Annotated in this window: 25 protein-coding genes and 1 pseudogene; 12 read left to right on the top strand and 14 right to left on the bottom strand. The window is 73.6% G+C overall.

The annotated features are described in order from the left end of the window. Window positions 1–48: 48 nt before the first annotated feature. The 4 genes from ACFXGI_RS00005 to ACFXGI_RS00020 are packed head-to-tail and all read right to left on the bottom strand — an operon-like array spanning window position 49 to window position 4548. Window positions 49–1368: a GH1 family beta-glucosidase gene (locus ACFXGI_RS00005; protein ID WP_384700806.1), complete on the bottom strand. Its 1320-nt coding sequence runs from the start codon at window positions 1366–1368 to the stop codon at window positions 49–51. Between the two features lie 22 nt (window positions 1369–1390). After that, window positions 1391–2263, bottom strand: coding sequence for a carbohydrate ABC transporter permease (locus tag ACFXGI_RS00010; protein WP_384700809.1), 873 nt, complete (start codon window positions 2261–2263; stop codon window positions 1391–1393). After that, on the bottom strand, window positions 2256–3194 hold the full coding sequence (locus tag ACFXGI_RS00015; RefSeq protein WP_384701793.1) for a carbohydrate ABC transporter permease: 939 nt from the start codon (window positions 3192–3194) through the stop codon (window positions 2256–2258). Before ACFXGI_RS00015 ends, ACFXGI_RS00010 begins: the two co-directional genes overlap by 8 nt. A 37-nt stretch (window positions 3195–3231) precedes the next feature. Beyond that, entirely contained in the window at window positions 3232–4548 is a 1317-nt protein-coding gene (locus ACFXGI_RS00020; RefSeq protein WP_384700812.1) for an ABC transporter substrate-binding protein, read from the bottom strand. Window positions 4549–4792: 244 nt separating this feature from the next. Between ACFXGI_RS00020 and ACFXGI_RS00025 the strand changes: the two genes are divergently transcribed. Further along, complete coding sequence (locus ACFXGI_RS00025; protein WP_384700815.1) at window positions 4793–6103, top strand: ROK family protein; 1311 nt, start codon at window positions 4793–4795, stop codon at window positions 6101–6103. Window positions 6104–6105: 2 nt separating this feature from the next. On the opposite strand, the gene ACFXGI_RS00030 is transcribed toward ACFXGI_RS00025, so the two are convergent. Further along, window positions 6106–6981 carry a LysR family transcriptional regulator gene (locus ACFXGI_RS00030; RefSeq protein WP_384700818.1) on the bottom strand — a complete coding sequence of 292 codons (876 nt, stop codon included), beginning with the start codon at window positions 6979–6981 and terminating at the stop codon, window positions 6106–6108. Window positions 6982–7111: 130 nt separating this feature from the next. On the opposite strand from ACFXGI_RS00030, the gene ACFXGI_RS00035 reads away from it, so the two are divergent. Further along, window positions 7112–7849 carry an SDR family oxidoreductase gene (locus tag ACFXGI_RS00035; protein ID WP_384700821.1) on the top strand — a complete coding sequence of 246 codons (738 nt, stop codon included), beginning with the start codon at window positions 7112–7114 and terminating at the stop codon, window positions 7847–7849. A gap of 48 nt (window positions 7850–7897) precedes the next feature. Here ACFXGI_RS00035 and ACFXGI_RS00040 read toward each other — a convergent pair whose 3' ends face one another. Next, window positions 7898–8488: an HD domain-containing protein gene (locus ACFXGI_RS00040; RefSeq protein ID WP_384700823.1), complete on the bottom strand. Its 591-nt coding sequence runs from the start codon at window positions 8486–8488 to the stop codon at window positions 7898–7900. Window positions 8489–8525: 37 nt separating this feature from the next. After that, on the bottom strand, window positions 8526–9602 hold the full coding sequence (locus tag ACFXGI_RS00045) for an RNA ligase (ATP) (RefSeq protein ID WP_384700826.1): 1077 nt from the start codon (window positions 9600–9602) through the stop codon (window positions 8526–8528). Window positions 9603–9768: 166 nt separating this feature from the next. On the opposite strand from ACFXGI_RS00045, the gene ACFXGI_RS00050 reads away from it, so the two are divergent. Further along, complete coding sequence (locus tag ACFXGI_RS00050; protein WP_384700829.1) at window positions 9769–10512, top strand: SDR family NAD(P)-dependent oxidoreductase; 744 nt, start codon at window positions 9769–9771, stop codon at window positions 10510–10512. A gap of 26 nt (window positions 10513–10538) precedes the next feature. Here the strand turns inward: ACFXGI_RS00050 and ACFXGI_RS00055 are convergent, their stop codons facing one another. Beyond that, window positions 10539–11285, bottom strand: a complete 747-nt coding sequence (locus tag ACFXGI_RS00055) for a peptidoglycan-binding protein (RefSeq protein WP_384700833.1) — start codon at window positions 11283–11285, stop codon at window positions 10539–10541. A 422-nt stretch (window positions 11286–11707) separates the two neighbouring features. Here ACFXGI_RS00055 and ACFXGI_RS00060 point away from each other — a divergent pair, with 422 nt between their 5' ends. Continuing rightward, window positions 11708–12148, top strand: a complete 441-nt coding sequence (locus tag ACFXGI_RS00060) for a hypothetical protein (RefSeq protein WP_384700836.1) — start codon at window positions 11708–11710, stop codon at window positions 12146–12148. 62 nt (window positions 12149–12210) lie between these two features. Further along, the gene (locus ACFXGI_RS00065; RefSeq protein ID WP_384701796.1) at window positions 12211–13050 is read left to right on the top strand and encodes a MerR family transcriptional regulator; all 840 of its coding nucleotides are present in this window, start codon (window positions 12211–12213) and stop codon (window positions 13048–13050) included. 12 nt (window positions 13051–13062) lie between these two features. On the opposite strand, the gene ACFXGI_RS00070 is transcribed toward ACFXGI_RS00065, so the two are convergent. Continuing rightward, window positions 13063–13398, bottom strand: a complete 336-nt coding sequence (locus ACFXGI_RS00070) for a hypothetical protein (RefSeq protein WP_384700839.1) — start codon at window positions 13396–13398, stop codon at window positions 13063–13065. 97 nt (window positions 13399–13495) lie between these two features. On the opposite strand from ACFXGI_RS00070, the gene ACFXGI_RS00075 reads away from it, so the two are divergent. Beyond that, complete coding sequence (locus tag ACFXGI_RS00075; protein ID WP_384700842.1) at window positions 13496–13957, top strand: hypothetical protein; 462 nt, start codon at window positions 13496–13498, stop codon at window positions 13955–13957. A 58-nt stretch (window positions 13958–14015) separates the two neighbouring features. Beyond that, on the top strand, window positions 14016–14888 hold the full coding sequence (locus ACFXGI_RS00080) for a GNAT family N-acetyltransferase (RefSeq protein ID WP_384700845.1): 873 nt from the start codon (window positions 14016–14018) through the stop codon (window positions 14886–14888). Here ACFXGI_RS00080 and ACFXGI_RS00085 read toward each other — a convergent pair. Further along, on the bottom strand, window positions 14885–15874 hold the full coding sequence (locus ACFXGI_RS00085; protein WP_384700848.1) for a helix-turn-helix transcriptional regulator: 990 nt from the start codon (window positions 15872–15874) through the stop codon (window positions 14885–14887). The two genes, ACFXGI_RS00080 and ACFXGI_RS00085, sit on opposite strands and share 4 nt — an antisense overlap. 138 nt (window positions 15875–16012) lie before the next feature. On the opposite strand from ACFXGI_RS00085, the gene ACFXGI_RS00090 reads away from it, so the two are divergent. After that, window positions 16013–16420 (top strand): DUF3224 domain-containing protein, encoded by a 408-nt coding sequence (locus ACFXGI_RS00090; RefSeq protein WP_384700851.1) that lies wholly within the window; start codon window positions 16013–16015, stop codon window positions 16418–16420. Window positions 16421–16486: 66 nt separating this feature from the next. Here ACFXGI_RS00090 and ACFXGI_RS00095 read toward each other — a convergent pair. Together ACFXGI_RS00095 and ACFXGI_RS00100 are read right to left on the bottom strand one after the other, a co-directional pair. Next, window positions 16487–19219: pseudogene (locus ACFXGI_RS00095) on the bottom strand (DNRLRE domain-containing protein). A gap of 440 nt (window positions 19220–19659) precedes the next feature. Next, window positions 19660–21594, bottom strand: a complete 1935-nt coding sequence (locus ACFXGI_RS00100) for a glycoside hydrolase family 5 protein (protein ID WP_384700854.1) — start codon at window positions 21592–21594, stop codon at window positions 19660–19662. Between the two features lie 242 nt (window positions 21595–21836). Between ACFXGI_RS00100 and ACFXGI_RS00105 the strand changes: the two genes are divergently transcribed. From ACFXGI_RS00105 to ACFXGI_RS00115, 3 genes are all read left to right on the top strand, one after another. Beyond that, window positions 21837–22139: a hypothetical protein gene (locus tag ACFXGI_RS00105; RefSeq protein WP_030864982.1), complete on the top strand. Its 303-nt coding sequence runs from the start codon at window positions 21837–21839 to the stop codon at window positions 22137–22139. Window positions 22140–22312: 173 nt separating this feature from the next. Continuing rightward, window positions 22313–22774 (top strand): Crp/Fnr family transcriptional regulator, encoded by a 462-nt coding sequence (locus tag ACFXGI_RS00110; RefSeq protein WP_384700857.1) that lies wholly within the window; start codon window positions 22313–22315, stop codon window positions 22772–22774. Window positions 22775–23091: 317 nt separating this feature from the next. Next, a complete protein-coding gene (locus tag ACFXGI_RS00115) occupies window positions 23092–23535 on the top strand; it encodes an SSI family serine proteinase inhibitor (RefSeq protein WP_384700861.1) in 444 nt (147 codons plus the stop codon). 106 nt (window positions 23536–23641) lie between these two features. Here ACFXGI_RS00115 and ACFXGI_RS00120 read toward each other — a convergent pair whose 3' ends face one another. Then, window positions 23642–24493 carry a GNAT family N-acetyltransferase gene (locus tag ACFXGI_RS00120; protein WP_384700865.1) on the bottom strand — a complete coding sequence of 284 codons (852 nt, stop codon included), beginning with the start codon at window positions 24491–24493 and terminating at the stop codon, window positions 23642–23644. 32 nt (window positions 24494–24525) lie between these two features. After that, window positions 24526–24957, bottom strand: a complete 432-nt coding sequence (locus ACFXGI_RS00125) for a hypothetical protein (protein ID WP_384700868.1) — start codon at window positions 24955–24957, stop codon at window positions 24526–24528. Between the two features lie 176 nt (window positions 24958–25133). On the opposite strand from ACFXGI_RS00125, the gene ACFXGI_RS00130 reads away from it, so the two are divergent. Continuing rightward, window positions 25134–25880: an NAD-dependent deacetylase gene (locus ACFXGI_RS00130; RefSeq protein ID WP_384700872.1), complete on the top strand. Its 747-nt coding sequence runs from the start codon at window positions 25134–25136 to the stop codon at window positions 25878–25880. Window positions 25881–25885 lie beyond the last annotated feature (5 nt).

The following is a 25885-nucleotide window of genomic DNA, read 5'->3' on the forward strand; positions in this document are numbered from 1 at the left end:
GTGGCCGACAGATCAAACGCAAGGCACCAGGGCCAGTCGTAGCGCGAGTCAGGCCACCGCTTGGAGCGGCACCCCAACATCCTCACAGTCGTAGCCGTAGGCCCACTCGAAGTTGTCCAGGAGTGACCAGGCGTAGTACCCGGCCAGTGGTGCGCCGCGGCGGGCGGCGCGGGCGCAGGCCGCGAGGTGCCCGGTGAGGTAGCGGGCGCGCTCGGGGTCGTGGACGCCGCCGTCGGGGGCGACGGCGTCCTCGTACGAGGAGCCGTTCTCGGTGACGTGGATGCGCCGGGCCCCGTACTCCTCGGTCAGCCGCATGAGCAGGGTCTCCAGGCCGTTCGCGTCGACCTCCCAGTCCATGCCCGTGCGCGGGACGCCGGGCCGGTCGATCTGGCGGGCGTACGGGGCGGGGCCGGCCGGGTCGGCGGTGACGGTCTGCGGGAAGTAGTAATTGAGGCCGGTCCAGTCGAGCGGGGCGGCGATGGCGGCCGGGTCGCCGGGGCGTTCGGGGAGGTCCACGGCGTAGACCTCGCGCATGTCGGCGGGGAAGCCGCGGCCGTGGACCGGGTCGAGCCACCAGCGGTTGACGTGGCCGTCCATGCGCAGGGCCGCCGCGCGGTCGGCTTCGCGGTCGGTGGCGGGCTCGATGGTGGAGAGGTTGTTGACGATGCCGATCCGCGCGCCGGGGGCGGCGGCCCGTACGGCCTGGGTGGCGAGCCCGTGGCCGAGCAGCAGGTGGTACGAGGCGCGGACGGCGGCGGTCAGGTCGCTCCAGCCCGGGGCCATCCTGCCCTCCAGGTGGCCGATCCAGGCCGAGCACAGGGGCTCGTTCAGGGTGGCCCACTGGGTGACCCGGTCGCCGAGGCGGGCGGCGACGATCCCGGCGTACGCGGCGAAGTGCTCGGCGGTGGCCCGCTCGGGCCAGCCCCCGCGGTCCTGGAGGGCCTGGGGCAGGTCCCAGTGGTAGAGGGTGACGGAGGGGGTGATCCCGGCGTCGAGGAGGCCGTCGACGAGCCGGTCGTAGAAGGCCAGGCCTTTGGCGTTGGCCGGGCCGTCCCCGCCGGGGACCACGCGGGGCCAGGCGACGGACATCCGGTAGGCGTTGGTGCCGAGCTCCCGCATCAGGGCGATGTCCTCGCGCCAGCGGTGGTAGTGGTCGCAGGCGGTGTCGCCGGTGTGGCCGCCGTCGACGGCGCCGGGGGTGTGGGAGAAGGTGTCCCAGATGGAGGGGGCTCGGCCGTCCTCGGCGACGGCGCCCTCGATCTGGTAGGCGGAGGTCGCGGTGCCCCAGGCGAACTCGGCGGGCAGGGCGGCGAGATCGATACCGCGGAGTTCGCCGCTGGTGTCGGAACGGGTTTCGGAAAGGGTCATCGGACGGCTCCTGCCGAAGGGTTCATTTGACGGCTCCCGCCGTGAGGCCGGCCACCAAGTACCGCTGGAGCAGCAGGAATCCGGCGACGACGGGGATGCTGACGACGAGCGAGGCGGCCATGATCTGGTTCCAGTAGACGTCGGTCTGCGTGGAGTAGCCCTGCAGTCCGACGGCGAGGGTGCGGGTGGTGTCGTTCGTCATGACGGAGGCGAAGAGCACCTCGCCCCAGGCCGTCATGAAGGCGTACACGGCGACGGCGACGATGCCCGGGACGGCCGCCGGGACCACGACCCGCAGCAGCGCGCCGAGCGGTCCGCAGCCGTCGACGGTGGCCGCTTCGTCGAGATCGCGGGGCACCGAGTCGAAGTAGCCGATGAGCATCCAGACGGAGAAGGGGAGGGAGAAGGTCAGGTACGTGAGGATCAGCGCGCCGCGGGAGCCGTAGAGGGCGATTCCGGTGGCGTTGCCGATGTTCACGAAGATCAGGAACAGCGGGAGGAGGAAGAGGATCCCGGGGAACATCTGGGTCGAGAGCACGGTGACGGTGAACAGGCGCTTGCCGCGGAAGCGGTGGCGGCTGACCGCGTAGGCCGCGAAGACGGCGATGACGACGGAGGCCGCGGTGGCGGCGCCCGCCACGATCAGGGAGTTCACGAAGTACCGGCCGAGCGGGACGGTGTGCCAGATGTCGATGTAGGGGCGGACGGTGAGACCGCCGGGGATCCAGCGGAAGCGGCCCGCGACGTCCTGGAGCGGCTTGAGGGAGCTGGTGACCATGACGTAGACGGGCAGCAGCACGAAGCCGGAGAGCAGGGTGAGGAAGACCGCGCGGATCACCCGGAAGGTGAGGGGCGGGGCCAGTGGGGACGAGGGGCGGCCGCGGTGGTCAGCCATGTCCGTTCCTCCTTCCGCGGGTCGTGACGAGCAGGTATCCGGCGGTGACCAGCAGCAGGAAGAGCAGCAGCAGGACGGACATGGCCGATCCGGTGCCGAAGTTCCAGGTGACGAAGCTCGATTGGTAGATGTGGAGGGAGATCAGGTCGGCGGCCTCGGGGGCCGACTTGCCGAACAGCACGAACGGAGTGTTGAAGTCGTTGAAGGTCCACAGGAACAGCACCAGGACCAGCACCTGGTTGACCGCGCCGACCGAGGGAAGGGTGATCCGGCGGATCTGCTGCCAGATGCCGGCGCCGTCCAGCGCGGCGGCTTCGTACAGCTCGCCTGGGATGTTCTGGAGGGCGGCGGTCACGATGAGGAAGGCGAACGGCCAGCCTTTCCAGACGGAGACGGTCAGCAGGGCCCAGAAGCTGTTGTCGCCCAGCAGCCAGAAGGTGTGCTCGGCGCCGCCCAGGCCCAGTTGGTCGTGGAGTACGTGGTTCACCAGGCCGTTGTCCCGCTGGAACATGAACGCCCAGGTGATGACGGCCGCGTACACGGGCAGGGCGTACGGGACGAGGAACAGGGCCCGAAGGAGGCCGCGGCCGCGGAAGCTTTCCTGCATGCACACCGCCGCCGCGGTGCCCAGCAGCCAGCACAGGCCGACGGAGAGCAGGGTGAAGAGGCAGGTGGTGAGGAAGGACCGCAAGAGGGCTTCGCCGACGGGCCGGTCGACGTCGAGGACGAGCTCGTAGTTGGCCCGGCCCGTCCAGGGGGCACGGGACCAGTCGCGGATGAAGAACTGGGTCAGCCCGCGGAAGCTCATCAGGATGCCCATCGCCATCGGGACGAGGTGGATGAGCAGTTCGAGGAGCAGGGCGGGAAGGAGGAGCAGGTAGGGGACGGAACTGCGGCGCGGGCGTGCGGACTTGAGGCCGGTGCGGCTCATCCGGCTCACGCGACTCTTGGTGCTCATCGGGTCGGGCTCAGCTCGCCATCTGCTGCTGGGCCTTGGTCAGTTTGGCCTTGACCGACTCGGTGGTGACGGGGCGGCCCGCCGCGGCGTCGGCGAAGAGCTCCTTGACGGCGGTGCCGACGGCGGTCTCGAACTGGGACTCCTGCGGGACCTGCGGGAGCGGGGCGGCGCTGGTGCCCAGGGTGGTGCGGAGCACGGTGAGGTCGTCGGTGGCGAAGGCTGGGTCGCTCTGCGCGGCCTTGACGGGCGGGATGGATCCGTACGTCTTGTTGAGGATCTTCTGCTCCTCGTCACTGGTCATGAACTTCACGAACTTCAGCGAGCCGTCGATGTTGTCGGTGTTCTTGAAGACGGCGAGGTTGATGCCGGCGACCATGGAGTTGGTGTTGCCGCCGGAGCCGGGTGTGCCGCCCGCGGGCACCGGGACCGGGGCCACGCCCCAGTCGCCCTCCTTCATGCCGTGGCTCTTGAAGGAGGAGGCGGCGCTCTGCCACAGGACCATGGCGGTCTTGCCGTTGGCGAAGTCCTGGAGCGACTGGTTCTGGGCGTACTCGGCGTTGCCCGGCGCGATGATCTTGTCCTTGGCCATCAGGTCGACGTACTGCTTGACGGCGTCGACCGCGCCCGGGGAGTCGAAGGCGGGCTTGCCGGCCGCGTCGAAGAAGTCCGCTCCGTGCTGTTTGGCGAGGACGAAGACCTGGTGGATGTTGTTGGAGGGGTTGGCCCCCTCGGCGCCGAGCGCCCACTTGCCGTCCTTGGACAGCTGCCGGCCGGTGGTGGCCATCTCGTCCCAGGTGGCCGGGGGCTTCGCCACGCCCGCCTCCCGGAACATCTTCTTGTTGTAGTAGAGCGCGTACGCCATGGAGTACAGAGGTACGGCGGCCGGGTCCTGGCCGGTGGCGCCCGCCGAGCCGATGGCCGACTCCACGAAGCGGTCCTTGCCGCCGATCGCCGCGAAGTTCTCGGCGTTCCACGGGAGCAGGGCGCCGGTGGCCTGGAGGGAGGAGGACCAGGTGTTGCCGATGTTGAGGACGTCGGGACCCTGACCGGAGGCGGTCGCGGCGAGGATCCGGTTGAGCAGGTCCGACCAGGGGACGACTTCGAGCTTGACCTTGATGCCGGTCTGCTCCTCGAACCTCTTCAGCTCCGGGGTGAGGGTCGCCTGGTCCGCCGCGAGGTCGGGGCCCTGGTTGGAGGCCCAGTACGTCAGCTCCTCGGGGGCGGTGTTGGAGCCGCGGCCGGCGTCCGCGGTGCCGCCGCCACAGGCGGTGGCGGCGGCGAGCAGGGAGGCGGTGACGGCGGCAGCGGCGGCTCGGGTTCTGCGCATGGCGGATCGGCCCCTTTCGGCAGGGTCGGGGGGAAGGCCGGCGGGTGTTCTCGGCTCGGGCGGCGGTGCTTCGGCGGCCATACTTCGGCGGGACGCCTCGGCGGCACCCGCCTCATGGGAGCCGAGCGCCTCAAGCCCTTAATTCAGGACGTGAGTTAAGCCTTGCGAAAGGGTCGCGTCAAGAGGTCCCGCAGGGGTATGTTGCGAGCGACGACAGGGCGGACGGCAGGACGGAAGGAGCCAGATGACCACAGGGCGTGGCGGCCGTACGGTACGGGACCTGCGGCGCGGCAACCGCAGCGCCGTACTCCAGCGGCTGTACTTCGGCGGGCCGATGAGCCGGCAGGAACTCGGGCCCGCCACCGGGCTGAGCTCCGGCTCCGTCAGCAACGTGGTCGGCGAACTCGTCGCGGACGGACTCCTGGAGGAGGCCGGCGTCGTCGACTCGGACGGCGGCCGGCCGCGCACCCTGCTGCGCGTGGCCCCCGACAGCGCCCACATGATCGGGGTCGACGTCGGTGAAACCCGGGTACGCGTCGAGCTGTTCGACCTGGCCCTCACCGAACTCGCGCGCACCGAGCTGCCGTTGCAGCCCCGCGGCTGCTACGACGTCGGCCCGATCGTGGACCACGTCCGGACCGGGATCACCGCCGTCCTCGCACAGGCCCGGGTCGGGACCGACCGGCTGCTGGGAGTGGGCGTCGGCGTCCCCGGCATAGTGGACCGCGAGGCGCCGGGCGGGACGGTCGTCCACGGCCAGACCATCGGCTGGGACGCGGTCCCGCTGGAGGCGCTGCTGCGGGCGACCGGAGCCGTGCCGCCGGAGGTCCCGTACATCATCGACAACGGCGCGCGCACGCTCGGCCAGGCCGAGATGTGGTTCGGGGCGGGGCGCGGCGCCCGCGAGGCCGTCGTCGTCCTGTTCGGCTCGGGCGTCGGCGCCAGCCTGATCACGGACGGCTCACCCGACGGGGAGACGACGGAGGGCACCCCGCTGGAATGGGGGCACCTGACGGTTTCGGTGCGGGGACGGCGCTGCCGGTGCGGGGCACTGGGCTGCCTGGAGGCGTACACGGGGGCGGAGTCCCTGCTGGCGCGCTGGGCGGAACGGGGCGGCGGCGCCGCGGACGCGGCGGACGAGGAAGAGGCCCTGTCGGCGCTGCTGGCGGCGGCGGTCGCGGCGGATCCGGTGGCCCTGGAGGTCCTGGAGGAGACCGCGGAGTACCTCGGCGCGGGCCTGTCGGACGTGATCAACCTGTTCCGGCCGGAGCGCATCCTGATCGGCGGCTGGGCCGGTCTGCTGCTGGGCCCGCACATCCTGCCCGCCGTACGGGAGCACGCGGCCCGGTACTCCCTGCGCCATCCCGCCGACCGCGTCACCATCGGCCTGGGCTCTCTCGGCCCGGACGCGGTCACGGTCGGCGCGGCGACGCTCCCGCTGTCGGCGTTCTTCGCCACGGGCGGCCGCCCCGCGCCCCGGCCCCCGCAGCCGGAGGCCCCGGGCTGGCGCACGTCCCTCGCGGTCCGCGCCGGAGCTCCGGCCCGGCGGCCCTGAGTTCAGGAGCCGCCGTCCGCCGCGTGCCGGGCGAGTGTGTCCAGGAAGGCCGTGGTGAGCGGGTCGGGGTGCGGGCGCGTGTAGGCGGCCAGCATCCGGCGCACCGGCGGCTCGGGGCGCAGCACCCGGCCCGCGAAGCCGGACGGCACGACGCTCTCGGGGACCAGGGCCGGGCCGAGCCCGGTGGCGGCCAACAGCGGCGCCGCCGCGGTCTGTTCGGTCCGTACGGCGGCACGCGGCCGGAATCCGGCCGCCGCGCAGGCCTGGTCCACCACCTCGGCCAGGCCGTTGCCGGGGGCGTAGTGCACCCATGAGCGGTCCGCCAGGTCCGCGAGGCGCACCCGGTCCGGGGCCGGATCCCCGGCGGGGACGGCCAGTACGAACTCCTCCTCCACCAACTCCGTTACGGGGCCGCCCCATTCGCCGGGCCGGGGCCCCACGGCGAGGTCGGCGCGGCCCGCGGTCATCGCGGCGAGCAGCGCGTCGGTGTGCGGGAACTCCATCAGCCGGACGCGTACCTGCGGGTGGCGCTCGTGCCAGGTGCGCAGCACAGGGAGCAGGATCCCGAGCGTGACCGAGTAGACGGCGGCGACCTGGATCTCGCCGCCGTCCAGGCCGACGGCGCGGCGGGCGGCGGTCCGGGCCCGTTCGGCGTCGGCGAGCGCGGCGCGGGCGTGCGGGAGCATGGCGCGGCCCATCGGGGTCAGCCGGACCGCGCGCGGCAGCCGCTCCAGCAGGGGCCCGCCGGCATCCCGCTCCAGCGCGCGGACCTGGTGGGACAGGGCCGGCTGGGAGACGTGCAGGAGCTCGGCGGCCCGCGTGAAGGAGCCCGTGTCGACGATGGTGACGAGGTATTCGAGCTGCCGCAGGGTGGTCATGAGCAGATTTTATGGCGACGGTAGAAACGATGTCTTGGACGTATGGGATCCGCTGGACGGAGAGTCGTGGAGTCGTGGAGGTACACGACACAGGACCTCAGAACTCAGAACTTTGACCTCAGGACATCCCATGCCCACTGCTGCTCTCTTCCAGGACTCCCTCGACGGCAAGCGGCTCGTCGTCGTCGGCGCCGGCTCGCACATCGGGCGGACGCTGGCCCGCACGGCGTCGGCGGCCGGTGCCGAGCTCGTCCTCGCCGGCCCCGACGCGGACCGGCTGTCGGCGACGGCGGCCGCCCTGCCCGGACCGGCCCGCATCCAGCCGACCGACCTCACCGACGAGGGGTCGATCGCCGCTCTCGCCGAAGCCGCGGGCCGCGTCGACCACGTCGTCTCGACGGCCGCCGTCCCCGCCAACGGGCCGGTGTCGGGTCTCGTACTCGCCGACGTCCAGCGGGCCTTCGCCGCGAAGGTCTTCGGGCCGCTGCTGCTCGCCAAGCACCTGGCGGGGCGGATGGACGAGGGCGGCTCGCTCACCTTCTTCTCCGGCTTCGCGGCCTGGCGGCCCGCCCCGGAGCGGGTGGTCATGGCCACCGCCAACGGGGCCCTGTCCTTCCTCGTGGAGGCGCTGGCCGTCGAGCTTTCGCCGCTGCGGGTCAACGCCGTCTCCCCCGGCATCATCGACTCCGGGGCGTGGGACCGGCTCGGCGAGGACAAGGAGGCGTTCCTGCGCGGGGTCGCGGACCGCAACCCGGCCAGGAGGACCGGCACCCCGCAGGACGTGGTGCGGTCGGTGCTGTACGCGATCACCAACCCGTTCGTCACCGGCACCGTCCTGCACGTGGACGGCGGCGCGCGCCTCGTCTGAGACCCCGGCCCCGACTCCGAGGGCCGGGGCCCTCCTTTCGGACGCTGGTCAGACCGGAAAGGAGGCCTGGAAAGCCGGCCGCCGGTCGGCGCCGTCGGCGATCCGGCCGAGCACCTCGTCCAGATCGAGGAACACGGCCCACGGCTCGGTACCCGCGGCCTGCGCGATCCGGCCGACCAGGAGGTCCTCCAATTCGGGCACGCGCTTGCCCTTCCACACCTTGTCGGCGGTGCTCACCAGCAGCTCCTCGACGCTGATGCCGGGCGCCGCCCAGGTGGCGTGGGTGGCGGCGAAGCGAGCCTGTTCCTCGCTGAACCCGTGCGCGAGGAGCAGCTCCCGCCCGGCGTCCTCGTGCGCGGAGCCAGGTCCTCTGAGCTCGGCGGTGTGGACGGCCTTGCCCACGTCGTGCGTGGCCGCGCCGAAGAGCACGGCAGCGCGGGCGAAGGGCAGGCCGGGGCAGTACGCGGTCAGCCAGTCGGCGAGTTGGCCGGCCACGTCGTGGACGAGTCTCAAGTGCGCCGCCAGGCGGGGTGGGGCGGGCAGGTTGCGCAGCAACTCGACCACACCCGGCGGCAACACACTCAGCGGTGGGTCCGCGGGGGCGTCGAGGGCCCTGGTCAGCGCGTCGGAGTCGGCCATCGCCCCAGGCTACCCGGGGCCCCGGCGCGCGTCGGGGTCACTCGTACTCCGTGCCTCCCTTGCGGGTGAGGTAGGCCGGGCTGACGGCCTTGGCTATGGCGCGACCGCCGACCACCGGGCTGTGGCGCTCCGTCTCCGGGCGGATCACCACGCCCTCGCGCAGGTGCACCGACCGTCCGGACACCGTCTCCCGGCCGCTCGCCAGCTCCAGCACCGTGTCGAGCTCGTACGGACCCTCGAAGAGCCTTGGCACGAGGGGCAGTTCACCCTCCTGGAACAGCTCCCGCGGGTCCAGCCACCGCACCTGTCCGTCGATCTCCGCCGATACGTCGAAGACGGCGTAGCCCGGCCCGGTGGCGGCCGTGCGCGCGTCCGTTCCGTACGCCAGGTCCTGGACGCCCGCGCCGTACACCTCGCCGAACACTCCGATCCGGGTGGCGCCCAGCCGCTCGGCCAGCTTCGCGGCGACCTCCGGTACGCCGTGCCCGCGCACCGCCCGCCAGTACAGGTTGCGCTCGTCCTCCCGCAGGGCCAGCCCCTTCGAGCCGAAACCCTTGGAGGAGACGAACACCCGGCCACCGTCCGCGACGTACGTCGACAGGCAGGCCGTGCCGTGCAGCTTCTCGGTGAGGACGATCGGCTCGCCGGGCTCGAACAGGTCCGGGTAGCGCTGCAGGTTCTCGATGTCCACCCACGGCAGCAGCTCGGGCGCCGCCTCCACCTCGCCGTTCATCGTCGTCGGGATGGGCGGCGCCCATTTCGTGATCCCGAGCAGCTCGGCGAAGTCCACGCCCTCCTCGGCCGCCCGCGCCAGGTCCACATCGGCCAGCGCACCCGGCCGGCACACCAGCCCCTGCGACAGCTCGCCGCGCAGCCGGACCGCCTTGACCCGGTCGGCGGAGCCTCCGGCGAGGCGGCCGGTCAGGCCGAGCTCCGCGATCAGGTCGGCGGGCAGCACGGCCTGTTCGGGTATGTAGAGCGCGAACTCGCCGGTGCGGTAGGCCCCCTTGGCGACGACGGCCCGGTAGAGGCCCACCTGCGCCAGCTCCAGCGCGTCGGCGTTCGGATGCTCGTGGACGGTCAGCTCTTCGGCGGTGACCCGCAAGGTCGACATGTGCGCAACTCCTGGAATGTGACGGCGTCGTGTGCAATGGCATCCACTGTGCGGCCGGGCATTTGCGCTGGTCCAGCGGAAATCCCGGTGTTAGCCTGACGCGCCCCGCCCCCGCGCCCCCGCGCCGACCCGCCGCGCCGCCGTCCGCCGCACCCAGGAGGTCCCCGTGCCACGTCGTCCGGTCACCGTCGTCACCGGAGGCAGCAGGGGCATCGGCGCCGCGACCTGTCGGCGCCTGGCCGCGGACGGCCACGACGTGGTGCTCGGCTACCTCCGCGACGAAGCGGCCGCGGAGGCCGTCGCGCGCCGCGTACGGGCGACCGGTGCACACTGTCTGACCGTACGCGCGGACACCGCCGACGAGTGCGGGGTGGAGCGGCTCTTCGACATCGCCGGGGCGGAGTTCGGCGCGGTGACGGGGCTCGTGAACAACGCCGGCGTGACCGGCCCGCTCGGCCGGCTCGCGGACACCGCGACCGAGGACCTGCGGCGCGTGGTCGAGGTCAATCTGCTCGGGTACCTGCTGTGCTGCCGCCGCGCCGCCCGGGACATGGCGGCGGCGGGCGGCGGGGCCATCGTGAACGTGTCCTCGGCGGCCGCCACGCTCGGCAGCCCCGGCGACTACGTCCACTACGCGGCGACCAAGGCCGCCACCGACGCCCTGACGGTGGGGCTGTCCAAGGAGCTCGGCCCGGACGGGATCCGGGTCAACGCGGTGGCGCCCGGCATCATCGAGACCGACATGCACGCCGCGATGGGCGACCCCGGGCGGCCGGCCCGGGCGGCGGCCGGGATCCCGCTCGGGCGGGCCGGACGGCCGGAGGAGGTCGCCGGGGCCGTGGCCTGGCTGCTGTCCCCGGACGCCTCTTACACGACGGGCGCCGTCCTGCGGGTATCGGGCGGCCGCTGACCTCGGGGGTGCGGCCCGCTCCGGCCTCAGCCCCCGAAGGCCGCCCGCGTCGCCGGGCCGTAGACCCCGGGCTGGTCGCCCTTGATGTCCCGGTCGCGCTGCAGCTGCGCGACCCCGCGCTTGGTCTGGCTGTCGTACTCGCCGGTGACCGAGACGTACGTGAACCCCTGCCCGTGGAGCCGCTCCTGGAGGGCGCGCACCTCAGGCCCGCTGTCGCCCATGCGCAGCGTCCCGGAACCTCCCGGGGACGCCGCCCCGGAGGGGACGCTCGGCGGCGCCGACCCGGGGGTCCGCCCCGCGGAGGGTCCCGCCGGGCCCGGGCTCGATGCCGTTCCCGGCCCTGATGCCGCCGCCGGGGGCGCGGAGGCCCGTACGGACCCTTCGGGCGAGGCCTCGGCGTCGTCGGCCCCGGCTCCGGGGCTGCGCGCCGGGAGCACCGGCATGGACAACTCCGGCGGCTTCACGGCCCGCCGGGGCTCCGGGTCGGGTCCGGTGAGCCAGAACGCCAGTCCGCCGGCCGCGGCGAGGGCGAGCAGGGCCAGGGCCACCAGCGGGACCCGGCTGCCGCGCTCCGGAGCGGCGGCCGCGCCGGCCGGCTCCGCGACAGCGCTCCCACCCCGGGTTTCGGGCGCGTGGAAGGACACGGGGACGGGCCCGGTGTGCGGCCAGGCGGGCGTGGCCGACCGGGGCGGCCGCGCGGAGGGGGCCACGTACGGGCGTACGAACAGGCGGTCGTCGGGCGCGCCTGCGCTCTCATCGGAGTGGTGGGACACGGTTGTCTCCCGGCGGGGGTGGGGACCGGCGCGGCGGTGCGGTGTCGGCCCCCACCCTCCCGGTCAGGCCCTGCGCCGCCGCGCGACCAGGACCGTGCCCGTGCCGGCGCCCGGCTGAAGGGCGCCTCGGGTTGTCATGGGGCCAAGCGAATCGCGGACCGGTACGAACATATGAGATATCTCCGAAGTGCAGCTCATGCGGTGGTTCTTGAGTGCTTGATCGGCGCACTCTTTCCTCCCGGGATGGCCCCGGTCAAGCCGGGTGTCCGATCTGCACCATCCGTCCGTTCCACTTCTCGAGCCCGGTAGCCCTCGGCATCCGGACCGTGACGGTGAGGCCTCCGGGGCCGACTCCGCTGCCGCTTCACCCGGACGCGTGAGCGCGGGCCTGCGAGCGGCCCGCGGTGCGGCATGGTGGTCGGATGCAGTTACGCCGGGCCCTGCCCCTGTCCCTCGCCGCGCTGCTCGCGAGCACCGGCTGCGTCTCCGCGGGCCCGGAGGCGGTTCCGGCTCCGGCGCGCGGCTCCTCGGCGGCCGCGGACGCGCAGGAAACGGCCGATGCGTCGGCCGCCCCCGACCGGCCGCCGACTCCCCCGGAGTCCCTGCCCCTGCCGCTGGGGCGGCTCCCCGAGCCGTCGGCCCCGCCGCCGGTCCGGGCCGCACCGGAGCGGCCACCCGCCGTACGCGGCGCGAAACCGCCCGCGGCGCCCCGTCGGGCGCGCCCGCCCAAGCCCGCGCCGCCGCGCACCCCGCGGCAGGCGGTCCCGCCGCTGCTGCCCCGCCCCGACGAGCTGTGCGCGGCCGCCGAGGGGGCCGTACCGCCCTCCATCGTGGATCTGTGCATCCGGCAGTATGGCCGCTGACCAGCAGATATCGCTCAGGACTTGACCCTCCCCCCGTGTCAGGGCCTGCACTGGAGGACGTCATGTTCACCATCGGAGACTTCGCCAAGCACGGCCGGGTATCGGTCCGCATGCTGCGCCACTACGACGCCATCGGACTGCTGCGCCCGGCGCGTGTCGACCCCGCCAGCGGGTACCGCTACTACGAGGCCGGGCAACTCGCCCGCCTCAACCGTGTCATCGCGCTCAAGGAGCTCGGCTTCAGCCTGGAAGAGGTGGGGTCGATCCTCGACGAGCGGCTGGGCGCGGAGGAGTTGCGCGGCATGCTGCGGCTGCGCCGGGCCGAACTGGAGTCGGCCATGGCCGCCGCGGCGGCCCGGCTGACCCAGGTCGAGACGAGGCTCCGGACCATCGAGAGCGAGGGATCCATGTCCAGTGTCGACATCGTCGTCAAGAGCCTCCCGCCCGTCCGGCTCGTCGAGCTGACCGGGGTTGCGGGGAGCTACGAACCGCAGGACATCGGGCCGGTCATCGGCCCGCTCTACGAAGAGCTCTGCCGCCGGATCGAAGCCGCCGGGGTGGTCCCGACCGGCCCGGGGATCGCCTACTACGAGGACGCGCCGGGCGCGGAGGCCGGCGCCGTCCTCGTCCACGCCGGTCTGCCGGTGGGGCCCTCGGTCCGCGCCGAGGCCCTCGGGGGTGCGGTACGGGTGGTCGAGCTGCCCGGGGTGGAGCGGGCCGCGACGGTGGTGCACCGGGGCTCGATGGACGGCATCCTGCCCACCGCCCAGGCGCTCGCGCACTGGATCGACGCGAACGGCCACCGCTCGGCGGGCTACGCGCGGGAACTGACCCTGGCCTGCCCGGAGGACCGGACCCAATGGGTCACGGAACTCCAGGAGCCCCTCGCGCCCGCCGGGTAGGCGGCGGGGCGGTCAGGCCGTGCGGTTCACGGGTGCGGCGCCGGGGCGGTGCGGGCACGTGGGGGCGGAGGCGGGGCGGCGGCGGGCGGTGAGGCGGCGGGCCGTGCGCAGGCGGTGCAGCGTGGCGTGGCCCCGGCGGCGCCACTCGGCTCGCGGGAGGCCCGCTCGCTGGCCGCCGCCCGTGATGAGGGCGTTGACCGGGGTGTGCGGGTCGGCGGCGATGCCCTTGGCGACCAGGACGCCGACCACGAGCGGGAGCAGGGCCACGGCCAGGGCGGAGCCGGCGGTGGTCACGTGCTGCATGCGGCGCGGGCGAGCGGCGGCGGTGGCGGTGGCGTCGAAGGGCATGCCCCTATTCGACCAGCGGCGGGTTCGCGGGGAATCGGGGCGGATACTCAGGTCGTCGGGTGTGAGGTACTCAGAACGCACGGGTGGAGGGCGGTGGGTGGTGGACACGTCCTTCGAGCCCTCGACCGGCGACGGACCGGAGCGGCCCGCCACCGCGGCGCGGGAGGCCGAGGTCCGCACGGCGTACGAGGGCCTGCTGCAGATCCGCCGCCTGGTGAACGGCCCGGCGGGGACGGCGGTTCCCGCCCCCTGGGAGCTGCGGCAGATGCCGCGCGCGGTGGCCCTCGTACTCGAGGCCGCGGGGATCGTGCCGTCGGCGGTGGACGAGCAGGGCCGGCGTACGCGGACGGGGTACCGGGTGGCGCCCGGGCCGTCCGGGCCGTCCGGGTCCGCGACGGTGGAGGTGACCTGGCCGGGGCCGCCCGGCGGGGGCGCGGCCGAGGCGGAGCAGGAGCGGCTGACGGCCTGTGCGGCCGCGCTGGAGCCCCTGGGCTGGGGCTGCCTGCTCTACCGGGGACCGCGCCGGCGCCGCTTCCTGGAGGTGGAACCGCCACGCTGACCGGGATCCGGAAAGAATGCGGTTTCCGGAAACCCGCCGCGCCGGGCACACTCGCCCGATGGGCATGCTCGACGCAGTGGCGGACCGCATCGGCCGGGGCGAGACCGTGGAGTTCCGGCCGACCGGCGACTCGATGGTGCCGCTGATCCACAGCAGGCAGCGGGTCCGGGTCGCGCCCGTCGACCCGGCGCTCGTCGGGCCCGGGGACATCGTCCTGGCCCGGGTCTCCGGCACGGTGTACCTGCACCTGGTCTCGGCCGTGGACACCCCGCGCCGCCGCGTGCAGATCAGCAACAACCGGGGCCGGGTCAACGGCTGGACCGGACGTGACCGCGTCTTCGGGATCTGCCTCGCCGTGGACGGCGTACCCCGCGCGGGCGCGTCCGCCAAGGTCCGGCGACCGCCGGTCCGTACGGTCGGTGCCGGTCGGCTCGGCTCCGCCCGGCTGGAGCTCCTCCCCCTGCGCGTCGGGCACGCCCCGGAGATGGCCCGCGTACTGGGCGATCCCGTACTGCACGAGTTCATCGGCGGTGCCCCGCTCACGGCCGATGCGCTGCGCGAGCGCTACGACCGGCTGGCGGCCGGTTCTCCCGACCCCGCGGTCGTGTGGTGCAACTGGGTGCTGCGGCTGCATGGGGACGGGCCGCTGGTGGGGACCGTGCAGGCCACGGTCGCACCCGCACGGGACACGGCCGAGCTGGCCTGGGTGATCGGAGCACCCTGGCAGGGCCGGGGCTTCGCCACCGAGGCGGCCCGCGCCGTCACGGCGTGGCTGGCGCAGCTCCCCGTCGGGCTGCTGATCGCCCACGTCCACCCCGGCCACCACGCCTCGGCGGCGGTCGCCGCGGCCTGCGGCTTCGCCCCGACCCCGCACCTCGAGGACGGCGAGATCCGCTGGGAGCACCGCCCGCCGGCAGCGCCCGCGACCTAAGCCGGGCGCGCGTACCGCTCGGCCAGGGCGGCGATGGTGTCCGCCAGGGCCCGGCGGAGCTCCGGCGGGGCCAGGACCTCGGCTTCGGCGCCGAGGCGGAGCAGGTCGCCGTCCGCCACGGCCGCGGATTCGACCTCCAGGTCCACGCGGATCCAGCCTTCCGGGTCCCCGGGCTCGGCCGGGCCGGCCCCGGCCAGCGCCCGTACGCCGGACGCGCCGAACTGCATCGGGAGCAGCCGGATCCCGCGCGGGGACAGCAGCAGCCGGGCGGTCCCCTGCCGGGTCGCCTGCTCCATCCGGCGCGCGGACTCCGCCCAGTACGCGGCGAGTCCGAAGCCGGCCGGACGCTCGAATCCCTCCTCCGCGGTGTCCACGGCGAGGAACCGCGAGACCCGGTAGCTGCGTACGCGCTCGTCGGCGGCCCGTGCCACCAGGTACCAGATGCCTCCCTTGAGGACGAGCCCGAGCGGGTGCAGCGGGCGCCCGGACCGCTCTTCGCCGCTCCAGCGCCGGTAGTGGGTGAGCAGTACGCGCTGGTCCCAGACGGCCTGGGCGATCTGCGCGAGGTGCGGGACGGGGTCGGCATCGCGGAACCAGGCCGGGGCGTCCAGGTGGAAGCGGTCCCGGAGGCGGCGGGCCCGGTCGGCGAGGGCCGCGGGCAGCGCCGCCTGGAGCTTGAGCTGGGCGGCGGCCAGATCGGCGCCGAGGCCCAGGTCCTGCGCGGGCCCGGGCGCACCGGCGAGGAAGAGGGAGCCGGCCTGGGCGTCGGTGAGGCCGGTGAGCCGGGTGCGGTAGCCGTCCATGAGCCGGTAGCCGCCGGCCGGTCCGCGCTCTGCCTGGACCGGGACGCCGGAGGCGCCGAGGGCTTCGATGTCCCGGTAGACGGTGCGGACCGACACCTCCAGCTCGGCGGCCAGTTCGGGTGCGGTCATCAGACCGCGGTTCTGCAGCAGCAGGAGGAGGGAGAGGAGCCGGTCGGCGCGCATGGGGTCATTGTGTCCGGCGGGCCGGTGCGGCCGGGATACCGGACGCCGGTACCTGACAGAGGGTGTCAGGTATCCCGGACAGGCTGTTCTCGCGCCGGGGGAAACGATCCCGTCCGGCCGTGAACCAGGAGGTCCTCCATGTCCGCCCGTACCACCACCGGTCGTTTCACGTTCGCCGACTGGCAGGAGCAGCCGATCGGCTCGGCCGACTCCACCCCGCGCCTCGCCCGCTCGACGGTCGTCAACGCCTTCGCGGGCGGGATCGAGGCCGGGGCGACCGACGCCGGTTACACGATCACGTACACCGGGGAGGGAAGCGGCTCCTACACCGGTCTGGAGCTGCTGTCGGGCTCCGTCGACGGCCGCAAGGGGGCGTTCGTCCTGGAGCAGCGCGGCACCTTCGACGCCTCCGGCACCCGGTGCACGTTCGAGGTGGTCCCCGGCTCCGGATCGGGCGAGCTGGCCGGGCTTTCGGGCTCCGGCGCGTTCACGTACCGGCACGGCGACACGTCCGTCGCGTACGAGTTCAGGTACACGGTGGCGTAGACGGCGGCAGGGGGTGCGGACCGCAACGGCCCGCGCCCCCTGTCGCCTTCGTCCCGCCTGCCGCGGCTACGGTGCGCCGAAGGTCAGCGTCAGCTGCGGCGTGCCCTCGTTCGCCGCCGCCTCGGAGGACCACAGCCACAGCGCGTCCGTACCCGGGCTGGTCAGCGCCAGGCTGTAGCTCGTACCGAGCGCGCCCGCCAGGGCGGCCGTGCTCAGCCCGGTGGTGTGCACCGCCGAGCCGTCCGGGACTCCGGCGAAGCTGCCGAGGGCCGGGGTTCCGGTGGCGGGGCGGTTTCCGTAGGTGGTGCCCGCCTCCGTCCACGTGCCGGTGACCGGGACCACCGAGACCGTGTCCGCCGTGCCGGCTCCGCTCATCGTGCTGGTCTTCACGCTGAGGGAGGCGGACTTGAGGACGGTGCCCGCCGGCGCGGAGGGCAGGCTGAAGCGCAGGTAGCTCGTGTACAGCGAGCTGCCCCGTACGGCGAGCGAGGACGAGCTCCCGTAGTTGGCGTCCGGCGCGCCGGCATTGGCGTAGGTGTCCTCGGCGGCCTGCACCTGGACGACCGAGTCGGCGGGCGCGGTGGCCAGGGCGAAGTGGTTCTGGACCTGGGCCGCGCTCAGGACGCTCGGGTAGACGGCGGTCTCGTCGAGCTGGCCCGTCCAGAACTCGCCGGTCGGGAGGTTCGGCCAGCCGCCGAGGCTGTCGCCGCCGGCGTGCCAGTAGCCGGCGTAGTTCTCGTGCGTGGTGACGGCCAGGGTGCCCTTCTGCACGCCGTCCACGTAGAGCACCATGCCGCCCGGTCCCTGGGTGGCGGCCACGTGGTGCCACGTGTTGTCGTTGTAGGCGGTGCCGGTGGTGATGGTGCGGGTGGCGCCGGTGTACACGCCGTAGACGAGGCGCCCGTCATTGGTCATGTAGATGTGCTTGTCGTACTGACTGCTGCCGCGCACCTGGTTGTTGCCGAAGCCGAAGAGCTTGCCGCCCCGGGTCGTGTTCGTCTTGAACCAGGTCTCGATGGTGTAGCTGCTGCCGATGCTCTGGCGCTGGTCCCCGTAGACCCGGGTGTCCGTGCCGTTGAAACCGATCGCCGTGCTCGCACCCGAGACCGCGCCGGGCGTCTGGCGCAGGGCCGGGGCGTTCAGGTGCACGCCGTTCTGGCTGCCGCTCGCGGAGGAGTCGGCGACGTTCGGCAGGGCCGCGTCGTCGTAGCGCCAGAACAGCTGGGCGCCGTCCGCGCGGACCTGGTTGGGGTAGCCGTCGACCGAGGTCGGGACGGTCACGCTCGCGGTCGCCGACAGGGCGCTGGTGTTGCCGGCCGCGTCGGTGGCCGTCACCCGGTAGGTGTACGACTGGCCCGCGGCGACGGTGGTATCGGTCCAGGAGGCCTGCGGGCGCTTGAAGAACAGCGAGTCCGCCGTGACCGCGGCGATCGGCGTGCCCGAGCCGTTCCGGTAGATCCGCTACGTCAGCGCGCTGTCGTCCAGGTCCAGGCTGGTACGCCAGCGCACCTGCACCTCGCCGGGTTTGAAGCTCGCCGCGGTCGCGACGGGGACGGTGGGCGCACCCGTGTCGCCGGTGGACGCGAAGCGGGTCAGGCTCTGCTGCGCGGAACCGTTGACGGTCGTGAACTCGCCGCCGACCCACAGGTACTGGACGCCGCCCTTGGAGCCGACCGCCAGCACGCGCGGGCCGATGCCCTCGCCGATGCCGTCGTTGGTGTCGGGGGCCCAGCCCAGCTTGCCGACGCTGGTGGTCGGCTGGGCGAGGAGGTGGTGGCGCTGGCCGTCCGGGTACTCGCCCACGCTGGAGCAGTCGTGGGCGTGCGAGGCGCTGTAGAGCACGTTCTGGTACGGGAGCACGGCCTGGGTGGCGCCGAGGCAGGTATCGCGCCAGCGCTGGTTGAAGTCGCTGAGGTTGACGGCGATGCGGCCGTCGAAGACGCCGCCGCCGGTGCCTTCGTTGGCGGTGTAGAACCCGGTCGCGTCGGTCGCGATGTCCTTGACGACGGAGTTGGTCTCGATGAAGCCGGCGTACGTCTTGGTGAGCGCACCGCTGGTGGAGTCGACGACTGCCAGGGCGTGGGTGTTCGTGCCGTTGACGGTGAAGAAGTCGCCGCCGAGGACGACGTGGCTGCCGTCGGGGGTGACCTCGACGGCGCGGCCGGGCTCGTCGGCATCGGCGGTGAAGGGCCGCAGCGCGCCATCGGCCGCGTCGACGGCGGCGAAGCGCTCGCGCGGCTGCCCGGCGACGGTGAGGAAGTCGCCGCCCGCGTAGACCGTGTCGTCCGTGACGGCCAGGGCCCGCACGGTGGCCGCGAAGGCGGGGCGGAAGCCCGTCTTGACGGTGCAGGTGGCCACGTCGATGGCGGCGAGGCTGGAGACCGGGGTGCCGTTGACGGCGCCGAAATAGCCGCCCGCGTAGAGGGTCTGCTTGTCCGGGGAGAGGGTGAGGGCGCGGACGGTGGCGGTGCCGCCGCCGACGGTGAAGGAGAGGTGGCAGGAGGTCGGGGCGCCGGTCGCGGCGTCGAGTGCGGCGAAGTTCACCGCGGGCTGCTCGGCGGAGCCGTCGCCTTCCGGCGGGCGGACGGCGGAGAACGTGCCGCCGACGAACACGGTGCCACCCGCCTCGGCGAGGGCCCAGACGACGCCGTTGGGCTGCCAGGTGGACAGCGGGTCGGCGGTGAAGGCCACGGGCGGGGTGACGGCCGCCGCCTGCGGGACGAGGCCGAGGCCTATGCCCGCGCCTGTCCCTGCCAGGGACAGGGCGAGAGCGGCCGCGAACCCTCTGGATCTACGCATGAACCCCCCAGTTCGGTGTCACTGTGTCACTGTGCGGTGATGGCCGAAAACAGACGTGAACTTGCCGCCTTCGACCGTGCGTACGGGCGCACCCTAGGCCCCTTTGCTCCCTCGTTCACCCCACTTGACGCAATCGAATGCCAAATTGCCGCCTCCCGGGGTCCCATCCTCTTCCAGCCATGATCACTTCCGCCGGGCAGTCGGGAACATGCGCTGCGTGAGGTACGTGCGGGCGGCCGCGATGACGGCCGCGGCCGTGGCGCCGGTGAGGGGCTGTCGGGGCGTTCGGCGTTCAGGTGACCGCGTCGGACGGGGGCACACGGTGGGGCCTCGCCGTGCTCCGGCCCGATCGGCGGCCCCGGCGGGAGCCGGCGGTGCCGCTCCCGGCGGGCCGCGGCGCCGATGGCGGCGGGCCCGCCGGGACGGGGAACACCGGCGGCTCAGGCCGGCGGCAGGGGGCGGCAGAGGAGGGCTGCCGGACCCGGGCGGGAGGCCGCGCGGGTCGTGAAGGCGATGCCCGCCGCGTACTCGGTCGGCAGGCACTGGCCCTTGTAGTCCCCGTACGCGAACTCGCCGCCGGGGGCGCCGGGCGGGCGGTTGTCGCCGCGGTCGAACCAGAGCGTGCGGCCGCCCGCCGGGAGAGCCGTCCGGCTCGGGGCGCACAGGGCCGCCGAGACCCGTTCGCCGCGCAGGCTGTAGCCGATCAGGAACTGGCCCGCCGGGCACTGGAACTTCGTATAGCCGGTGGCCCAGTCACCGCCCGGCGGGACGTACGCCTCGTCGCGGACCACGGTGTGCCCGCCCGTCGGGGCCCGCAGGTCGGAGGTGCCGCACAGGCCGCGCCCGGCCGTGTGACCGAGTCCCGCCAGCCGGGCGCCGTCGGGACAGACCGCCTTGCGGGCCCCGCTGTCCCAGTCGCCGGTGGCCCGCGTGCGCAGCGAGGCGTTGTGGTCGCGGTGGTCAGTGGTCAGCTGGTACCAGGCGGGGGTGACGGGGATCTGTCCGGTGCGCCCCGCGGCGCCGGCGAGGGCCGTCCACGGCTGCGTACGCCAGTCGCCCGCGTCCAGTACGCCCGAGCGGCGGCCGGAGGCGTCGTAGCGGAGCATCGCCCAGGAGTCGCCGCCCGGGGCGCCCTGGGCGGTGGTGCTCCAGCCGACGAGAGGCCAGTACGCGAAGTCCGCGTCGACGGTGTTCAGATAGCCGGTCAGGTTCTGGAACCAGGCCCGCGGGAGGGCGCCTGTCTCGTCGGCGCCGATGCCGAACTCGCTGACCCAGACGGGCGCGGTGAAGTGGGTGCCGGTCTCGGCGGAGACGTAGAAGGCCTGGTCGTAGAGGGTCTGTTCGAGCTGGGCCCGGCTCATGTCCTGGTAGCGCGGGTCGTGGGTCTCGCCGATGCCGGTCGCGCCGCTGTGCCGGGGGCCGGTGTACCCGTAGAAGTGGGCCGAGTACACGAGCTTGTCCGACACGACGAGGGTGTGCGACAGGGTGCGGACGGGGGTGAGGGCGGGACGGCCGTGCGCGAAGCCGTCCACGGGGATGCCCGTCCAGTTGATGCCCTCGATCACGATGAGCAGGTTCGGGTTGGCCTCGGCGAGGATCCGGTCACCCGCCTCCTGGGCGGCCGCCTGCCAGTCGTGGTTGTCGCCGAGCCCCCAGTTCGGGTCGTCGAGCACGTCGCGGCGGACCTCGTTGTAGAGGTCGGCGCCGACCACGCGCGGGTTGTCGCGGTAGCGGCGGGCCAGGAACACCCAGTCGTCGGCCCACTGGGCGGTGGAACGGCCGCTGTTCCAGCGCTCGTTGCCGTCGAGACCGCAGCACCAGCGGGTGGTGACGGTGTGGTTGTTGAGGATGACGGCGAAACCGGCGTCGGTGAGTGCGGCGACGACGGCGTCGTAGACCTGGAGCGGGGTGCGGCCGCGCAGCGCCGGGTTGGCGGCGACGGCCGCGTCCGGGACCGGGACGGTGGTGCGGAGCATCTCGTTGGAGAAGGGCAGCCGGATGCTGTTGAGCCCGAGGGCCCGGAAGTCGGCCAGCAGGGTGGGCAGCGGGACCCGGTCCAGGCCGATCGGGATGCCGTTGGAGTTCTGGCCGGCGTGGTGCGTGGCGGGGTCGTTGCGGTCGCCGCTGCCGTTCCAGGAGCCCTGGGACCCGTCCCAGTTGCCGGAGCGAAGCCGGAAGCGGTTGCCCTGGGCGTCGACGATGTAGCGGCCGCGGGTGGACAGCGGCGGGGTCCACGCCTCGGCCGCCGGCGCGGTGGCGGACACCGGCGCGGGCGCCGCCGGTGCGGCCGCGGCGGGCGTCGGTGCGGCCACCGCCGGCAGTACCCCCGCCAGCAGCACGAGGGCGCCGGACAGCGCGCGGATGAGGCTCTTCATATCGCTCCTGCGAGGGGAGATGTGGGGCAACTGACCGATGCCGCGGCCAAGTTACCGGCGGGTCGGCGACCATGGAACCCACGTGGGCACCGACTTTCCCGCCACCGCCCCGACCGCGCGACGCGGGCAGCCCACCCGGCCTCCTTCCTCACGTGTGGTCACCCTGGCGAAACGGCCACGCGCAAGGCCGTCAGCGCCTACCGTGCCCTGGGGGGACGGGACCGAACGGGAGGGTGGGGCGGATGGACGAAGAAGAGGACCTGCGGCTGGCGAGGATGACGCCGGAGATCTCCCGCCGCACCCTCACGATGCTGCGCGGGCTCGCCGGGCTGGAGCCGCCGGAGCAGGTGCCCGAGGACGCGATGATCGTCGCAGACGCGATCCTGGCCGAGCACGGCACCGACGGGCTGCGCGTCCTGGTGATGACCTTGGCCGCCTGGGCCACGGCGCAGATCGAGAACGTCGCCGAGCTGAGCCGCCGCAGCCACGAGGCGGTCCTCGACGCGATGGAGCTGGCCTGCCTGGAGGCCAACGCCGAGGAATGACCCCGCGCGGGGCGCCACCGGCCGACTTCCGGGAGTCGGCCTCAGCGGCCGTGGAACGCGCGTGCGGGGCCGCACGTGGGGTACTCGAACAACCGGGTGATGCGCCGCGCCCGGATTCGTCCGGGTGTCGGTCACACTGGGGGGGTAACGGGGGGCCCTGATCGGAGGCCGTCGTGAGCACACCTTCCCCCATCCGAATCGCCGCCGTCCTCTCCGCCGAATACCGCGGGCGGCTGATGTCCCAGGCACGCGAGGTCAATTTCCCCGAAGGTGCGAGGATCTTCGAGGAGGGTTCGCGCGCGGAGTCCTTCTGGATCGTGCGATCCGGGACGGTGACGCTGCAGGTCCCGCTGCCCGCCGGCCGCCCCGCCCCCGTCGAGAACCTCGGCCCCGGGGAACTCGTCGGCTGGTCCTGGCTCTTCCCGCCGTACACCTGGCAGCTGAGCGCCGAGGCGATGACCCCGGTGCGCTCGTACGAGTTCGACGCGACCGCCGTACGCATGATGATGGACGCCGATCCCGCCTTCGGCTCCGCGATCGGGCACTGGGTCGGACGCGTGCTCGCGCTGCGCCTCCAGCAGACCCGCACCCGGCTGATCGACCTCTACGCCCCGCGCATCGCGACCGCCCGCTAGCCCACCGGCCCGCGCCGCGGGCCCGGCGCGGGCCGGCACGGGCTCGCGCCGGGCCCGGCGCAGGTCTCGCGGGCGCCCGACGCGGTCCCCGGGCGGGTCCGGACCCGGTCCGGACCCGCCCCCGCGCATGTTTCAGCGCGTGTGTTCGGCCGTTTCGGCGGTCCGCTCCCCCACAGGTCAGCGCGCCCGCACCGCTGCGGTCTGCATACATTCGCTCACGATCGGTGACGAGAAATGAGGGTGCGAACGGGCGTTCACGGCCCGTGTCGGCAAGACTCCTGTCCGCTATCCGAAGCAACCACTCAAGGGAGTTCGAAATGCGGTCCATCGCAAAGGGTCTCGGCCTCGGTTCCGCCGCCATGGCGCTCACCGCTCTCACGGCCCTGGCCTGGCCCGGAGCTGCCGACGCCGCACCGTCCGGGGCGGAGAGCCTGTACGCGCCCTCCGCCCTCGTCCTGAGCATCACCGCCGGGGAGAACGCCACGCGCGGCACGGTGCTGCGCGCCGTCACGCTCGTCTGCGCGCCGACCCCGGGCGGGACGCACCCGTCCCCGGCCACCGCATGCGCCGAACTGCGCGCGCACTCGCGCCAGTTGGACGCGGTAGCGGCGCCCGGCCCGGGCGTCGACTGCACCCGCGAGTGGAACCCGATGACGGTGACCGCGGACGGGGTGTGGCAGGGCCGCCGGCTGAGCTACTCGTACACCTTCGGCAACCCGTGCGGGCTGCGGCACACCAGCGGCGCACTGTTCGGCTTCTGACCCGGCACGACGCGACCGACCGGGCGGCGTCGTGCGACCGCCGCCCGGCATCCCGCCGGCGGGCCCGCCCCGCGCCCCGCGCCCCGCGCCCCGCGCCCCGCGCCCGTCAGCCCAGTTCGAGGCTCGTCACCCCGTACAGCCCGGCCAGTTCGACCTCCGGGGCGGGCCCGGTGTACATCCGGGCGGCCTCGAACGAGGGGGTCAGCCCCAGACCGGCCAGCAGGGCGGTGGCCACCGGATTGACGTCGGGCACGTCCACGGCGACCACCCCGTCGGGAGTGTGCTCCGCGAGCCGGTGCAGCAGGGCGGACGCGACCTCCGGGGTGGAGGCGTACAGCGGGCCGACCCGGGAGGCCCCGCTGCACGGGCGGATCACACCGAGCCCCTCGATCCGGCCGTCGCGGACCGCGGCGAAGGCGGTACGGCCCGGCAGCCCGGTCCAGGCGGCCAGGAAGGCGTCGCGGGGCGCGGGGAAGAAGCGGCGGTCGTAGGCGGCGAGCAGCCCGAAGGGCAGCGACGCCGCGTCGACCACCTCGAACCCGGCGCCGCCACCCGAGCCGTTCGGCTGCAGGACGCCCTCGTGACGAACGTTGTTCCAGGCCGAACGGAACCCGGACTTGCGGTAGTTGTCCTGTTGATCGACCACCCCGTCCAGGCCGACGAGCCGCCCGTCGAGCCGCTCCATCCCGGCCCGCCACAGCCGGATTCCGTAACCCTGGCCACGGAAGGCGGGACGGGCGATGTAGAAGCCGATGAACCCGAAGGCGGACCCGTAGCGCACGGCCGAGATGCAGGCCGCCGGTTCGCCGTCGACCCGGCCGACGAGGAATCCGGCCGGATCGGTGACCGCGAACACGAAGCGGTCCGAGTGCCCGGGGTTCCACCCTTCCTCGTCGGCCCAGCGGCGGATCAGTTCCATGTCGGCGGCGCTCGCGCCGCCGATCTCGAATCCCGTCATGTCCGGTGTTGTACCAGACGGCGTACGGGCGGTCAGCCGGCGCAGATCACGTCGTCGAGTTTGATCGGCCGGGAGTCGAGGCGCACGTACGCGGTGAAGGTGTCGGTACTGTCCGCCCCCCAGTGGGTGGTGACGGTGGCCCAGCCGACCCCGGCCGACTGGGCGACGGTGACCGCGCCGACCACGATCTCCTGGGGCTCCTTCTGGGCGCAGAGCAACACGTCGGAGTGGGGGGCGTGCGCCTGCTTCTCCTTGAGCTGCTGCGAGACGCGCTGGTCGCGGTCGGGCGCGGAGGGGCCGTGGTGGCCGTAGAAGGAGGAGAGGAAGGTGCTGATCTCCGTGGCGGTGTGTCGGTGGCGGGCGCCGACGGGGGTGGGATCGGCCGCGGCGACGGCGGAGGTCGGGGCCGGCAGCGCGAGCAGGGCCAGCAGCAGGGCACCGAGACTGTACGGGGTGGTCTTCATGCGGGATGTGTAACCGCCGGGCGTCTTCGCGGGCAGGGGTGGGCCGCGGATCTCACTCCTGTGGGGGGCGGGATTCACCGCAGGAAGAGCCCTCTCGGACGCGTCGGCCGCGTACGTGCCGCCCGCCCCGTTAATGCGGTCGCGGCTGCGGACCGGTCGTACGTAGGGTCGGGGACATGGGGAAGCCGCTCGTCGCAGTGTTCAGTGGGGCCGGGATGTCCACCGACTCCGGAATTCCGGACTACCGGGGGCCGCAGGGGTTGTGGCGCCGGGATCCCGAGGCCGAGAAGCTGGTGACGTACTCGTACTACATGGCGGATCCGGAGATCCGGCGCCGCTCCTGGAGGATGCGCGCCGAGGTCGGGGCCCTGGCGCCGCAGCCGAATGCCGCGCATCTGGCCGTGGCCGAGCTGGAGCGCTCCGGCACCCCGGTCCGGGTGATCACGCAGAACGTGGACGGACTGCACCAGCTCGCCGGTATGCCGCCGCGCAAGGTGTTCGAGCTGCACGGAAGCGCCCGCTCGGTGGTCTGCACGGCCTGCCACGCCCGGTCGGGGATGGACGAGACACTGGCCCGGGTCGCCGCCGGGGAGCCCGACCCGGCCTGTCCGGCCTGCGGCGGGATCCTCAAGTCGGCGACCGTGATGTTCGGCCAGCGGCTCGACCCCGAGGTGCTGGCGCAGGCCGTGGCCGTGGCCAAGGCAGCCCACGTGTTCATCGCGGTCGGGACGACGCTCCAGGTGCAGCCCGCCGCCTCACTGGCCGGGATGGCCGCCGAGGCGGGTGCCCGCCTGATCATCGTGAACGCGGAGGAGACCCCGTACGACTCCCTCGCCGACGAGGTGATCCGCGAGCCGATCGGGACCGCCCTCCCGGCCCTGCTGGCCCGCGTCGGCGACCTCGGCCCGGCCTGGACGGACTAGCCCGC

It is taken from the genome of Streptomyces sp. NPDC059355 (genome assembly GCF_042752335.1).
Taxonomy (GTDB): domain Bacteria; phylum Actinomycetota; class Actinomycetes; order Streptomycetales; family Streptomycetaceae; genus Streptomyces.